11 protein-coding genes are annotated in these 14265 nt (G+C 72.7%); 3 read left to right on the forward strand and 8 right to left on the reverse strand.

Annotated features, from left to right (window positions below):
- Nucleotides 1-3 precede the first annotated feature (3 nt).
- The 7 genes from DCW30_RS18055 to DCW30_RS18085 all read right to left on the reverse strand — a co-directional run bounded on the left by DCW30_RS18055 (nucleotide 4) and on the right by DCW30_RS18085 (nucleotide 10809).
- Nucleotides 4-678, reverse strand: a complete 675-nt coding sequence (locus DCW30_RS18055; RefSeq protein ID WP_076687823.1) for an urease accessory protein UreF — start codon at nucleotides 676-678, stop codon at nucleotides 4-6.
- 133 nt (nucleotides 679-811) lie between these two features.
- Complete coding sequence (locus DCW30_RS18060) at nucleotides 812-2641, reverse strand: urease subunit alpha (RefSeq protein WP_076687825.1); 1830 nt, start codon at nucleotides 2639-2641, stop codon at nucleotides 812-814.
- Nucleotides 2631-3287, reverse strand: a complete 657-nt coding sequence (locus DCW30_RS18065; protein WP_076687827.1) for an urease subunit gamma — start codon at nucleotides 3285-3287, stop codon at nucleotides 2631-2633. Before DCW30_RS18065 ends, DCW30_RS18060 begins: the two co-directional genes overlap by 11 nt.
- Nucleotides 3288-3485: 198 nt before the next feature.
- Nucleotides 3486-3857 (reverse strand): CU044_2847 family protein, encoded by a 372-nt coding sequence (locus DCW30_RS18070; RefSeq protein WP_076687829.1) that lies wholly within the window; start codon nucleotides 3855-3857, stop codon nucleotides 3486-3488.
- Between the two features lie 25 nt (nucleotides 3858-3882).
- Entirely contained in the window at nucleotides 3883-8103 is a 4221-nt protein-coding gene (locus DCW30_RS18075) for an nSTAND1 domain-containing NTPase (protein ID WP_076687831.1), read from the reverse strand.
- Between the two features lie 165 nt (nucleotides 8104-8268).
- Nucleotides 8269-9549, reverse strand: a complete 1281-nt coding sequence (locus DCW30_RS18080) for a YeeE/YedE family protein (protein WP_076687834.1) — start codon at nucleotides 9547-9549, stop codon at nucleotides 8269-8271.
- A gap of 414 nt (nucleotides 9550-9963) precedes the next feature.
- Nucleotides 9964-10809 (reverse strand): aminoglycoside phosphotransferase/kinase family protein, encoded by an 846-nt coding sequence (locus tag DCW30_RS18085; protein ID WP_076687837.1) that lies wholly within the window; start codon nucleotides 10807-10809, stop codon nucleotides 9964-9966.
- A gap of 281 nt (nucleotides 10810-11090) precedes the next feature.
- On the opposite strand from DCW30_RS18085, the gene DCW30_RS18090 reads away from it, so the two are divergent.
- Nucleotides 11091-11561 (forward strand): PaaI family thioesterase, encoded by a 471-nt coding sequence (locus DCW30_RS18090; RefSeq protein ID WP_076687839.1) that lies wholly within the window; start codon nucleotides 11091-11093, stop codon nucleotides 11559-11561.
- Here the strand turns inward: DCW30_RS18090 and DCW30_RS18095 are convergent.
- Nucleotides 11510-12694, reverse strand: a complete 1185-nt coding sequence (locus DCW30_RS18095) for an MFS transporter (RefSeq protein WP_079250442.1) — start codon at nucleotides 12692-12694, stop codon at nucleotides 11510-11512. The two genes, DCW30_RS18090 and DCW30_RS18095, sit on opposite strands and share 52 nt — an antisense overlap.
- A gap of 469 nt (nucleotides 12695-13163) precedes the next feature.
- Here DCW30_RS18095 and DCW30_RS18100 point away from each other — a divergent pair, with 469 nt between their 5' ends.
- Entirely contained in the window at nucleotides 13164-13613 is a 450-nt protein-coding gene (locus tag DCW30_RS18100; protein WP_076687841.1) for a Cif family virulence factor, read from the forward strand.
- A gap of 49 nt (nucleotides 13614-13662) precedes the next feature.
- A partial coding sequence (locus DCW30_RS18105; protein WP_164992604.1) for a class I SAM-dependent methyltransferase occupies nucleotides 13663-14265 on the forward strand: 603 nt, incomplete at its 3' end.

A 14265-nucleotide genomic window follows, 5' to 3' on the forward strand; every position in this document is an offset into this window, starting at 1 on the left:
CGTTCAGGACGCGAACAGGCGGACGGTCCTCGCGGCGTGCCGTTCGGCGATGACGTCCAGCAGCGGGGCGGAGGCGGCGGGCAGCGCGCCGACGCCCTCGGCCGGGACACGGCCCGCCGCGGCGGCGGCCGTACGGGCGACTTCGTCGAGTTCACCGGTGAGCCGGGCGAGGAGAGCCGTGGCTTCGAGCGGGTCGAGGCCGAGCAGCCGTACCGCGGCGGTCGCGGGCCCGCCGACGCTCTCGTAGGCGGCGCACTGGGCGGCGTCCAGCGGGGTCAGGCCGGCGGACCGGGCCGCGGCTCCGAGGACGACCGGCTGGTGCGCCCCCTGTGGCCGGACACGCGCGAGCAGGTCGAGGCCGGGTGAGGGCCAGGTGGCGCGGGCCGCCCGCAGCATCTGCCGGCCGAGTCTGCGGGCGACCTGCCGCAGCGCCGGCATGGGGGTGCGGGCGTCGGCGGCCTCGTCGAGCGCCAGCGGATCGTGCCCGGCGGCCGCCGCGGCGGCGAGGCCCGCCGCGGTCAGCCCGGCGGTGTGCAGACGCCCCCGGCAGAACGCCTCCAGGGTCGCCGCGTCGTACACGTCGCGGGAGGTGACGGCGGCCTCCATACCGCCGGAGTGGGCGTAACCGCCGGCCGGGAAGCGGCCGTCGGCCAGGACGAGCAGGGCGGCACGGGTCATGGAGCGGTGGCCCGCCTTTCGCGGAAGGTGACCGGTGCGGGCCACGGCTGGTCGAGGACAGGTGACCGGTGCCGGTCACGGCTGGTCGGCGCGAGGTGACCGTCCGGGCTGCCGCACAGCCGGCGGCGCCGGATCAGAAGAGGAAATAGCGCTGCGCCATGGGGAGTTCGGTGGCGTAGTTCAGTGCGACCTGCTGGCCGTTCACCGTGGTGCGCACGTCGGATTCGACGGCCCCGCCGATGGTGACGTCGAAGGTGTCGGGGCCGACGACGACCTCCGGCACGCCGTCGTTGTGCACCATGTCGGCCTTGGTCACCCCGCGGGTGTCCTTGATGACGCGCAGCTCCTTGAGCAGACCGCTGCGGGACAGTTCGCCGTCGGCGGCGAGCTCTGCCACGAAGTTGAAGGAGTTCGCGCCGGGGGAGCGGCCGGTGGAGCCCCACACCGGGCGGGGCAGGAACGGCTGGGGGGTGGGGATGGAGGCGTTGGCGTCACCGATCTGCGCGTAGGCGATCTGGCCGCCCTTGATGACCATGTGCGTCTTCACGCCGAAGAACTTCGGCTCCCACAGCACCAGGTCGGCCAGTTTGCCCACCTCGACGGAGCCGACCTCGTGGTCGATGCCGTGGGTGATGGCCGGGTTGATCGTGTACTTGGCGACGTAGCGGCGGGCACGGAAGTTGTCCGCCTGGGCGTCGTCCTCGTGGAGGTGCCCGTAGCGGGTCTTCATGACGTGCGCGGTCTGCCAGGTCCGCAGGACCATCTCGCCGATGCGTCCCATGGCCTGGGCGTCGGAGGACATCATCGAGATGGCGCCCATGTCGTGCAGCAGGTCCTCGGCGGCCATGGTGGAGGGCCGGATCCGGGAGTCGGCGAACTTCATGTCCGCGTCGACCTCGGGGTTGAGGTGGTGGCACACGATCATCATGTCGACGTGCTCCTTGACGGTGTTGACCGTCAGGGGGCGGGTGGGGTTCGTCGACGCGGGCAGGACGTTCGGCTTGCCGACCAGGCTGATCATGTCGGGCGCGTGGCCGCCGCCGGCGCCTTCGACGTGGAAGATGTGCAGGCCGCGGTACCGGTCACCCTTGGCCGCCGGGTCCTTCGTCGCGGCGAAGGTGCGCTGCACGAACCCGGACTCGTTCAGGGAGTCGGCGTGCAGCGCGACCTGTACCCCCGTCTCGTCACACATCCGCAGGGCCGCGTCGATCACCGCGGGCGTGGCGCCCCAGTCCTCGTGGATCTTGAAGCCGAGGGCGCCGGCGGCGACCTGGTCGCGCAGGGCCTTCTCGGACACCGTGCTGCCCTTGGCGAGCAGGCCGATGTTCACCGGATACGAGTCCAGCGCCTCGAACATCCGCTGGAGGTGCCACTTGCCCGGCGTCACCGTGGTCGCCTTGCTGCCCTCGGCCGGTCCGGTGCCGCCGCCGATCAGTGTCGTCACCCCCGAGGCGAGCGCCTCGTGGATCTGCCCGGGGCACAGGAAGTGCACGTGCGTGTCGACGCCGCCCGCGGTCAGGATGCGCCCGTTGCCGGCGATCACCTCCGTCTCCGGGCCGACGACGAAGTCGGAGGAGCCCTGCGGACTGGCCGGGCTCGGCGCCATCGTCTCGGGGTTGTACGCCCGGCCGATCGCCTGGATCCGCCCGTCGCGCAGCCCGACATCGGCCTTCACCACACCCCAGTGGTCGAGGATCAGCGCACCGGTGATCACGGTGTCCACCGGCTGGCGAGGGTCGTCGCGGGGAATGTGGGACTGGCCCATGGACTCGCGGATCACCTTGCCGCCGCCGAAGACCATCTCGTCCCCGCTGCGACCGGGACCGCCGCTCCAGTCCTCGTCGATCCGCAGCACCAGCTCGGTGTCGGCGAGCCGCACCCGGTCCCCGGCCGTGGGGCCGTACAGGTCGGCATACCGCGAACGCGTCAGCGGGTCGTACGGCCGCACGGGCTCACTGCCCATCGAGGATCATCTCCTGCTCGCTCTTGCCCGCCTGGAGTCCCCTGACGACGCGCTCACCCGCGATGGGCACCAGCCGCACGGTGCGCTCGTCGCCCGGCTCGAAGCGCTCCGAGGTGCCCGACGCGATGTGCAGCCGCATGCCGTGCGCGGCGGCGCGGTCGAACGCGAGCCCTTCGTTGGCCTCGGCGAAGTGGTAGTGCGAGCCCACCTGGACGGGACGGTCCGAGGGGTTGCTCACGGGCAGGTCCACATGGGCCGATCCCTCGTTGAGGGCGATGCGGTACTCCTCCTCGTCCGGGAGGAGTTCCAGTTTGCCGGGGTGCACGGTCACGTCCTCGGCCGCCTCGTCGAAGGGGTCGTGGATCGTCACCAGCTTCGTCCCGTCCGGGAACGTCGCTTCGACCTGCACGTTGCCGATCATCTCCGGGACGCCCGCCATGACCTCGTCCCGCGTCAGCACGCGGCGGCCGGACTCCATGACCGCGTCCACCGTCGCACCGGCCCGCGCCTCCTCGAAGACGTGCGCCGTCAGCAGCGCCATGGCCTCCGGGTAATTCAGCCGCAGGCCCCGCTCACGGCGCCGCTGGGCCACGTCCGCCGCGGTGTGGACCAGCAACCGTTCCTGCTCGTGCGGAGTCAGATGCATACGCGCTCCTCCTTCCCGCTCATTCATCGGTCGATCGGTACGGCGGCCCGGGCCCCGAGGGACAGGAGGGGCCCCGAAGTCGCCGCCACCGATCTTCGAGCCGTCGGGCGCCGGAATCGGCGCAACGGCTGCTACTCCCACCGATGGAGTGGAACGGGAGCGCAGGGGGCGCTCAGACCACCACCGCGGCGATCCCCTTCACCTGCCTCGCGGATCCGTCGGCCGTTCCGGACGCCACGTGGCCGTCACCGTCAGGTGGGCCTGGCCGCTGCCGTTCACGATGCCGAGCTTGAGATCCTGACCGACCTGCACCCCGAAGGTGACGGTGATCTCGTCGGGCGGTGTCGGCGCGGCACTCACCGCGTCGTGCACCTCCTGGACGAGCGGACCGAGCGGCTTGAGCGTGCTGCGCAGGGCGTCGGCGGCGAGCGGGGCGAGGTTCCGCTCGCGGCGGGACACGGGCACGGCGGGGCTCATGCCGCTGGCGGCGGGCGCGGTGGCCTCCGCCAGGACGAACCGGACCGTGGTCCCGTCGTCCGGGCCGAGCTGCGGCTGCTGATGTTCGGTCACGTCGGCTCCTCGCCTGCGTACGTGGTCAGGGGCATGGTGGCCCGTCGGGTGTTCCCTCGGGCAACAGCTTGCGTTCGGCGTCGGTGTAGTCCCGCCCGACGGCGTCGCAGAGATGACGGAACTGCGCCTCGGGCCGCAGGTCGAACACCTGTCGTACGGCCCCCGAATCGACGACCAACTGGTCACCGTCGGCGTGGATGACGCCTCTCATGACGGGAACCGAGAGCTTGTTCCCTTCACGGTTCGGGTCGACGAAGTGGAGCTGCCCGTCACGGAAGACCATCACCTGACCGTCGCGTGTCAGGCCGACGAGGCCGTCTCTGTCGTTCACCCAGGGCAGGCCGCGTGCGAGCCGCTTGTCGGCCGGTACGTCCCAGACCCGCACCTGGGCGTCGTCATTGACGACCGCGAGGTACCTGCCCGCCGGATCGAAGGCGATGAGGGGGTGGACGCCGCCCGATCCGTAGCTGACGGGGGCGCCGTGCAGTTTCTCGACACGCTTCGGTGTCCGTACGTCCCACACCAGGATGCTGCCGCTTCGGTCGTTGACCGCGACCTGACCGGAGTGTTCCGGCCTCGCCACGAGCTGATCCCCGATGAAGCTTCCCTCCGGTGTCCTGTCCGCACCGGAGCCCCGATGGACGGAGAAGGGAGGCGTCGTCACCCGTCCGTCGGCGGCGTCGACGCGCGCCAGCCGGCCCCGCGAGAGCACCGCGACCTCGCTGCCGCCGACGGCGACCACGCCCTGGGCGGGGTCGAAGCCCGGCAACACGCCGTCCAGGGCCACGGGCCGGGAGCTGAGGTCGTCCGACGCGTACGACCGGTTCAGTCCGTCCCTGCCGCTCCACAGCACGAGCCGCCGGGAGTCGGCCGTCCACGTCACCTCCCACGTCACCGCGTGGTCGGCGGCCGGTTCGGGGAGCGGAACCGACCGCAGCCTCCTGCGGGAGGCGTCCAGGATCACGAGCCGGCCGTCGTAGACGCGGGCGAACAGCTGCCCGTCCGGCGACAGGGTCTCCCCGTCGACCGCCAAGGCCTCGGACCGGAGCTGCTTGCCGCCGATCGGCTCGGCCCGTGCCTCGACCAGATCCGAGCCCACGGCCGCGAGGACCCGCAGCCCGCCGCCCTTCCTCGGGACGGCCGCGACCGTGGCCGGGACCACGGACGCGTCGCCCGAGTCCGGGACGCGGGTGTGGAAGGCACGACCGGTACGGACGTCCATCAGGACATGTTCGACGTAGCGCTGTCCCGTGCTCACCGGATCACGCGGATCGGTGGACCTGAGTGTGTACCGAGTGGTGGCGTCGGTGAGGGAGAACCCCCTGTCGGCAGGGATGCGGTACGAGCGCCCCGGCGTCCGGCCGAGCCCCACCGCCCGCCCGTCGTCCTGGGCGGCGACCGCCCCGCCCGCCAGGAGCGAGGCCGGGGTGGCCATGCGCCGGGAGTAGAGCCGGCGCCCCGTGGACAGGTCCCGCACCTCGATGGTGTCCCTGACCGAGGTGGAGGAGCGCAGCGTCGCCACCGAGCCCGCGTCGGCCGTGAAGGCGACGTCGTCCAGGTCGGCCGGCAGCTCGACCCGGTCGCTCACGTCTCCTCGGCCGCCGATGCCCGTGTCCCACACGTCCAAGAAGGCGGAACCGCACTTCTCCGTCGACTCGGCGCCACAGTCCCTGCGGGGGTGGAACAGCAGCAGTCGCCCACCGTCGCCGCTGAAGTCCAGGATGGTCCGGGAACTCTTCCGCGACGTGTGCGGGCCGCTCTCCAGCGTCTTCGGGCGCTTCGAGCCGCCCTTGCCCGTCCGCCACAGCGAGACCTCTCCCTGTCCGTCGGTGGCCGCGACAAGACGCCCGTCGGGGCTCACCGCCGTGACCAGGTCACCGTCGGCGACGCCGCTGAGCTCCCGCGCGCGGGGCCGCCCGTCGGAAGCACCCGTGATCACGGTGAGCACGGATCGCTCGCCGCCCGAGGGCTGCGACCGCACCACCAGCACCCGGCCGTCCTCGCTCGCGGTCAGCGCGTCGACGCCGCCGCGCCACAGGGACGGGTGGGCGCCCGTGACGAACTGCCCCCGCACGTACTGGTTCATCAGCGCCTGCCGGGCGCGTGCGGTCGGCTTCGCGTGCCATGCGGCGAGAGCGAGCTGCAGAGCCGTGGCCGGGTCGCTCGCCGGGCGCTCGTCCGCGGTCTGTGCGATGAGGTCGGCCGCCTGGGTGCGGAGCTGATCCTCGGTCCGCCGCAGACTCTGGTAGGTGGTGAACGCCAGGACGACCGCGAGGACGGTCAGCACGCCCAGCACCGCCACCGCGGTCCGGCGCAACCGGGAACCACGCCGCGCGTGCCTCCTGCTGAGGTCGATGTACTCGCGCTCGGCCGCCGAGATGTCGCCCGCTTCGCTGTGCGCGTCCAGCCGGCGCTCCGCCTCCGCCAGGTCGGTGCCGCTGAGCAGACGGGGGTGTTCGCGCTGCTGGGACTGCCAGCGGAACAGATCGGCGCGTACCTGTTCCTGCCAGACACGGAAGTCGCGGGAGTCGACGAGCCACTGCCGCAGGCGAGGCCAGTGGGTGGTCAGGGCCTCGTGCGCCAGGTCGACGATCTCCTCGTGCGCGTCGCCGCCCGGCGCGTGGGAGAGGACGACGAGCTTGTCCTTCGCGAGGACGCGCGCGCACGCCACCACGTCCCTTGCGAGGTCGGTCGTGCGGGCGGGCCTGCGGGTGAAGGTGTCGCCGTCCCCCGGGCGCGCGAGCTGGACGAGGAGCCGCCGCGCGAGGACCTGGTCGGCCCGGGAAAGCCGACCGTAGGCATGGTCCGCGTAGCCGACGAGCGCGCCCGCGACACCGCCCAGTTCGTCGTAGGCCGCGTGCGTGAGCATGGCGCGGCTGCGCCGCCGCCACAGCTCGGTCAGCGCGAACTGGACGAGCGGCATACGGCCGGGCTCGTCGCCCGCGTCCGCGACGATCCGCTCCGGCAGGCCCGCCTCGAACCACAGCCCCGGCACGGTGTCGATCGGCGCCGTCACCGCCTGCGCGAGGTTCGCGGTGGCGAGGGGCGCGAGGAACTGGACGGCATCGCTGACGAGGTCGGACGTATCGGCCGTGATCAGGCTGCTGAGCGAGTCGGGCCGTGCGGTCGCGACGATCCGCAGCTCCTCGCCCGCCAGCTCGGCCAGCAGACCGAAGAGCCTACGGGCGGCGGCCGGTTCGCCCGCCACGTACTCCTCCAGCTGGTCCACGAAGAGGACCCGCCGGGAGTTGTCGCTCCGGTCCAGCACCCGGGCGCGCAGCTCGGGAGCGACACCGCGGCCCGCGTCCAGCAGGCCGGCCAGTTCCTCCGCCCGGACGAGGCGCTCGATCTCGCCGAGGTCCGGTTCGAGCGCCCCGGCCAACGCCCGCGCGACGACGGCGGCCGGAGGCACGCCCGGCACGGGCCGCAGTTCCGTCACGTCGGTCCCGGCGGCCCGCAGCCGGGGCAGCAATCCGGCACGCACGAGGGAGGATTTCCCGCACCCCGAAGGCCCTGCCACCAGGGTCAGGGCGCGGGTGCGGACAGCGGTGAGCAGCCGTTCGATGTCGGCGTCCCGCCCGTGGAAGAACCTGGCGCCGTCCTCGGTGAACGCGGCCAGACCCTGGAACGGGCAACAGGGCTCCAGCACCGTCTCGTCGACCAGTTCGGCCGACGGCAGCAGGTACGCGGTGCGTTCGTTCAGGTGGGCGGCCACCGTCATCCCGACGACGCCGTTCTGCGTGTGGTCCCAGACCGGCGCGCCGCTGAAACCCTCCGTGACGCGCGGGCCGGGCTCGTCCGCGTCCATCTGCACCCAGCCGGACCCCTGCTCGCCGCGCAGCGTCCCGTAGGCCCAGACGCCGTGGCCGGCGCCGGCCGGGAAGCCCATCGTCCGGAAGGTGTGCCCCCACACCCCCGTCCCGTCCACCAACGGGGCGGGCCGGGCGCCCTCGACCGGAGCGCGGAGCCGCAGCAGCGCCGCATCGGCGCCGCGCGTACGCCAGGACACCACCGCGGCCCGCACCCGGGGGCGGCCGGGGAGCAGGGGAAAGTCGATGTCGACGGTCCCGTCGGGGAGGCCTTCGGCCCCGGTGCCGGGCAGTCCGAGTGCCCTGACGACGACATGCGCACAGGTGCACACCACGTCGTCGGAGACCAGGAAACCCGCCCCGACCACCTCTCCGTCGGCCGAGTACACCCGTGCCTGCGACGCCTCCAGGACGTCGCTCTTCCGTACAGCGGCCATGGTCAGCCCTCGGGTCCCCCGTCTGAAGACACGTCACACTATGGCGGCAGCCTTTCCCTGGCGTCACTTTACGCACAACGCCCTTGCGGGGAGGCGCCCTTTGAGCGGGCGCCTGTCTCTTCGAGCCGGTACGGTTCCGCCGGGGGACTTCGACCGGTGGTGCCTTCAGCAGACGCTGTCCGTCGGCTTCGGGTTGCCCAGGCCGAACAGCGGGCGCAGCCGCAGGCCGGCCCACGTGCCGAGGATGGCCACGACGGCCCAGACCCAGCCGTGGAGGGAGCCCGAGGCGATGCCGGCGAGGTAGGCGCCGATGTTGCAGCCGCCGGCGAGGCGGGCGCCGACGCCCATCAGGATGCCGCCGATGACGGCGGCGAGCGCCGTGCGGGCGGGGATGTCGCGGTGCAGCCGCCACACGCCGCCGGCGGCCGCGGCGACGGCCGCGCCGACCATGATGCCGATGTCGGTGAGGCTGGTCTTGTCGGCCAGCACCGGCCCGGACAACTGGGCCGCGCTGCCGGGCTGCCGCCAGAACGCCCAGGTCTCCGGCGAGCCGCCGAGCGCGTCCACGAGCTTGCTGCCCCACAGGGCGAACGCGCTGGTCACGCCCCAGGCGCCGCCCGAGACGAGCAGCACTCCGGCGCCCAGTGCCGCAAGCACCACGGCGCCCGCCGCCAGCGGCCAGGAACCCCGCACCACACGGCGGAGCGCGCCGCGCGCCGACGGCGGGGCGCCGACCGGCGGGGGAGTGCGGCGGGCCTGGACGGCGCGCGCGATGAACCAGATCGCGGTGAGCGCGGCGATCGTCACCGCCCAGGAGCCGAACCAGCCGACGTGGTCGGACAGTACGTACGGGTCGAGCGCGGGCAGCTCGTTCCAGAGGCCGAGCTGCCAGGCGGCGAGGGTGGAGCCGGTGATGAAGCCGAGGAGGGTGAGCACGATGGCGCCCTGGCCGGAACCCACGGCGAAGAGCGTCCCGGAGGCGCAGGCCCCGCCGAGCTGCATGCCGACGGCGAAGAGAAAGGCGCCGATGAGCAGCGCCACGCCGACCGGTCCCGCGCTGGGCGCGGGCACCGAGCCGAACAGGCCGCTGCCGGTGCCGATGATCAGGGCGAAGAGCGTCGCGGTGCTGCCGAGCAGCAGTGTGTGCGCACGCAGGCCGGTGCCGTTGCCGACGGCCACCAGCTGCCGCCAGGCCGAGGTGAAGCCGAACCGGGAGTGGAACAGGGCGATCCCGAGTCCGATGCCGAGCAGCAGCAGGACGCCGGGTCTGGCCCCGTGCTCGGCGAAGACGTACCCGGTGAGTGCCGCGCCGATGACGCCGGCGACCGCCAACGGCAGCCGCCGGACCGGTGGCAGGGCCTCGGCCGGAGGGGCGGGGGCGGAGGTGGGGGGAGGGGCGAGCAGGGCGGCACGGGGCGGCGCACCGGCCTCGGGAGCGGTGGTCAAGGCGGTCTCCGGGAACGGGAGGGGGGAGAGTCGGACAGGCTGTGGCCGAGTGAACGCGGAGCGCGTTGCCGACGGAGCGGGACTCTTCGACGCGAGCGGGTCGTCGACGAAGTGAGGCGTCGCCGGAACGGGGGTGTCAGGCGGAGTGCGGCGTCGGCGTCGCCGCAGGCGTCAGCGGGGCGTCGTGCCGGCGGAGCGGGGCCCGGCGGCGGTGCGTCAGCGGCGACAGAGCGCGTCGTCGACGCTCCACGGCGTGGCCGCGAAGAGCGCGAGGGCGAGCTGACGAGCGGGTCCGAACATGCGCACCACCTTAGACATCCTTCTCGGATCGCAAAATGCCGTCTCACATGGAGGACGCGTGGGTGAGACGCCCGATGCCCCCTGGCATGACGGCCCCGGCCCGAGCGGTCGACGTCAGTCCATCCCGCAGCGGTCGAGCGCGGCGCGAACCCGGGCGAGTCCCTCCGTCCTCCAGTGGGCCCGGTCGGGCATCCGGTCGTCCCGCCGCCAGCGCCAGGCCGAGAACATCGCCCAGTTCAGGGCACGGCACCGGCGAATGAGGTCGTGGTCTGCCCCCGCGTAGTGCTCACCCACTTCCTCGGGCGCATGGGCGAGGTCGAACTCGATCGGCCCGCGGCAGCACGTGGCGAGGTCCACGAACAGCGGCCCTCTCCGTGTGTTCAGGAGGTTGCCCGGGTGAGGCTCGCCGTGCAGCAACTGTTCGCCCGCTCCGGCGAGGCCGATCGCGGCGCTCGTACCGCTGAGCGTGTCGATGAGGACGTCCCGGTCGGGATCGGACAGCTCGGGGGAGTGCTCCCGATCGCTCACCTCTCTCAGTGCCGCGGCGACTCGGTCGGTGAAACGCGGGGCGGCGGCCAGGTCGATGCGGCGCAGGGCGGCATGGTGCCGCAGGAACGCGTCTGCGTAGTCGGCGGGCGCGACCTCTGGCCCCACGGGCTCGTAATAGGTCCAGAGCGAGACGGCGAAGCCATCGCGCACATGGACGCGCGGCTCGACCCGGGGGTCGAGTTCGGCCACCGGAGCACCGGCATCGGCGAGTCGGCGAGCGACCTCGACCTCGAACTCGGATTCGGCCAGATGGCCCGAAGGGGCGACCCGGGCCAGGACGTCGCAGGGGGCCAGGCGCAGCGCGACGCGGTCCGAGTCGTGGATGACGACGACGTCGTCGACCCGAAGGCCCAGCTCCGCGGCGGTCGCCCGACCCGCCGCGACCGCGCGGCGCAGTTCCCGTGGCTCCATACCGTCCTCCGTCCTCGCGCGCGATCGCTCCACCTGGGCCACGTGACCCTCAGCGGTCCATCTCCGGCCCACAGATACTTCTCCGGTCCGCCGAGGCCGGGCAACTCCTTTGCGCTATCTGATGCACGTGCGCTGTCTGACGCAAGGGAGAAGGCGGTCGCCACGGGCACTATCCTGCTGGCGCAACGCCAGCCGACCGCGGTACCCGTCCCGCACCACCCGAGACGGAACCGGCACCCGGTCCTGCTCCACCCGACACGGACTCGAAGGAGAGCACGTACGTGGCAGACCAGATACAGCAGGAACTGGCGAGTCCCGCGGTCCGCAAGCGCGTCCAGGAAAGCTTCGACCGCCAGGGCCTCATGACCCACCTCGGCGCGCGCCTCACCCACATCGGCCCCGGCAGCGTGCACATCGTGCTTCCGGCCCGCCCCGAGGTGACCCAGCAGCACGGCTACATCCACGCGGGCGCCACCAGCGCCATCGCGGACACCGCCGGCGGCTACGCGGCACTCACACTCTTCGACGAGGACTCCGACGTCCTCACCGTCGAGTACAAGATCAACCTTCTCGCCCCCGCCGCGGGCGACCACCTCGAAGCGGTCGGCACCGTCCAGAAGTCCGGACGGACCCTGACCGTCTGCCAGTTGGAGGTGTACGGCGTCCATGGCGACGGCGCCAGGAAGCTCATCGCCAACGGTCAGCAGACGCTGATCCGTCTGAGCAGACCCGACGGCGCCGACGGCGGGTGACGGCGCTGATCGGCGGCGGACTCCGGCACGGGGCGCAGTAACCGCTCGCCGAGCAACACCGCGCAGGCCCCGACGGTCAGCATCCCGCCGGCGAGGAAGGCGCCCCGCACGTCGGCGAGCGGCAGGACCAGGCCACCGATCGCGGCGCCCGCCGCGATACCGGCGTTATAGGCACCGGAGTTCGCCGCGAGGGCGATGTCCGTGCGTCCCGGGGCGCAGTGCAGCATCGCGTTCTGTGTGGTCATGAAGGCCGGCCCGAGTGCACCGCCCATCAACACCAGGAAGACCACCGCAGCCACCGGGTCGGCGCCGGCCGCGTACAGGCCGAGCATGCCCACCGCCTGCGTGACCAGCGCCGTGGCCAGCGCGGCGTGCGGAAAGCGGTCGAGCAGCGCCCCGGTGATGCTCACCCCGGCCAGACACGCCACACCGAAGGCCACGAGCAAGGCGTTGACCGCGCTCGGCGAGAATCCGCTCACCTCGCCGAGGAACTTCACCATGTAGGTGAACCCCGCGAACGCCCCGGTGGCGGCCAGGGCCCCGGCCGCCAGGACGACACCGAACCGGCGGACGTCGGGACGGGTCCCGTAGGCGGCGGGCTGCTCCTCCGGACGTGAGGTCGGCAGCAGAGCCGCGATCGTCACGAGGGAGACGAGGCCCAGGCCGGCCAGCAGCGCGATGGGCACCGTCCAGTCGCTCCACCGTCCGAGCCAGGTCCCGGCGGGGACACCGAGCACGAGGGCGAGCGAACCGGCGACGGACAGCGCCCCGATCACGCGCCCGCGGACCTCGGGCGGGAACAGGCCCACCGCGACCGGCCCCATCACCGCCCAGAACAGCGCCTGGGCGAGCGCGGTCAGCAGCCGCGCCGCGAGGAGCAGCCAGTACGAGGTGGACAGCGCCGCCACCAGACTGGAGACGACGAGCGCGGCCAGCAGACCGGTGAGCACATGACGCCGCGGCACGGCCCGCACGGCGTGGGCGAGCGGTAAGGACGCCACGGCCACCATCACGCCGTAACCGGTGACCAGCAGACCGACCGCTGACACCGACACCCGCAGGCTCTCGGAGATGAGCTCCAGGAGGCCGACCGGCAGGTTCTCCGCCGTGTTGAAGGTGAAGGCGGCCAGCATCAGCGCCACGAGGACCGCCGACCGGCGCCACGGAGCCGGCTGCGCCGCGGCCACCCGGCCCGCTCCTGACCTCATCCGCCGTGCCCGCTCCGTGACATCGTCCATGGAGGTACCTCACCGGGCAGGCTGCCCCCGCCGCAACCGCATTCATCCGACGCCGACAGCCGACGGCCGATAGTCGACGGCCGACAGTCGACACGGCCAAGGCCAGGGGGATCGGCACCGAGCCGGGTGGGTGTGGCATGCCCTGCCACGGTGTCGCCGCCGCTCCTACCGTCGGACATGTGAGCAACCGTCCGATGGAGGGCCTTCGAGCATGACCAACGAACTGAGCCGACGCCGGGTACTCGGCAGCACTGCCGTCGCCGCGGTCGGAGCGTACGTCGCTGCCCCGACGTCCGCGAGCGCAGCGAACGGGGCGAACGGAGCGAGTGGCGCGAACGCGGCGCGTGGAGACGTTGAGCGGAGCGTGGCCAGAAGGACCCGCGAGTGGGTCTTCGGCTGGGACCGTGCCGAGGACGACGGGACGTTCGTGTTCCGGGACACTTTCGGCCACCTCTACGACTGGCATGGCAGGGACACCCTGTACTACGACGACTTCGACCCCGAGCACCGGATCGCGCGGAGCGTCGCGGAGTACGAGTCCATCTGGGAACCCGTCTTCAACCAGCTGCGGAGGGCGGAACACTGGATCGCCCGTGAACCGGACGTCGCGCGCTCGGGCGGTTTCGCCAGTGCCTACGTCGTCTTCATCGCGCGGCTCACCAGGGCGGACGGCGCGGTGGTCGGAAGCAGGACGACGTCGGCGCTGGTCTGGCGCCGCACTCGGGACGGCTGGCGCATCACGCGGGACCACACGTCATCGGTGCTCCTCACCCCGCGGGAACTGACCGCGGCGATCGCGGACGCCGAGCGCTGAGCCGGCGGCGCGACTCGGGGAGGTGCGGTTCCGGCCTATTCTGTGGGGCATGAGTCGTTGGGAAGAGCTGACCGGCGGGACGTCGGGCGAGGACTATGCCGCTCGGTTCGCGGCCCTGGCCGACAGCGGCAAGGACATGCACGGTGAGGCACGGCTGTGTGCCGCGCTGATGCCCGCGGGGGCGCGGGTGCTGGATGCCGGATGTGGCACCGGCCGGGTCATGATCCGGTTGGCGGAGCTCGGGTACGACTGCGTCGGGGTCGACCGCGACGCGTCCATGCTGGCCGTGGCGCGCAGACAGGCGCCGGAACTGCTCTGGGCCCAGGCCGATCTGGCCACGCTCGACCCGGCCGAGCTGCGGATCGCGGCGGACTTCGACCTCGTGGTCGCCGCCGGCAACATCTTCCCGCTCCTCGCGCCCGGCACCGAGGCGGAGGTTGTCAGGCGCTTGGCGGCGACCCTGCGTCCGGGCGGCCTCCTGGTCGCGGGCTTCGGCCTGGACGCGGCCCACCTGCCGGTGCCGCCCACCATCACCCTGCCCGAGTACGACGCCCACTGCGCCGCGGCCGGCCTGACCCTGGCCGACCGCTTCGCGACGTGGGACGCCGACCCCTACCACGGCGGCGGCTACGCCGTCAGCGTCCACCGGGCC

Source organism: Streptomyces alfalfae (assembly GCF_004127445.1).
Lineage (GTDB): Bacteria > Actinomycetota > Actinomycetes > Streptomycetales > Streptomycetaceae > Streptomyces > Streptomyces alfalfae.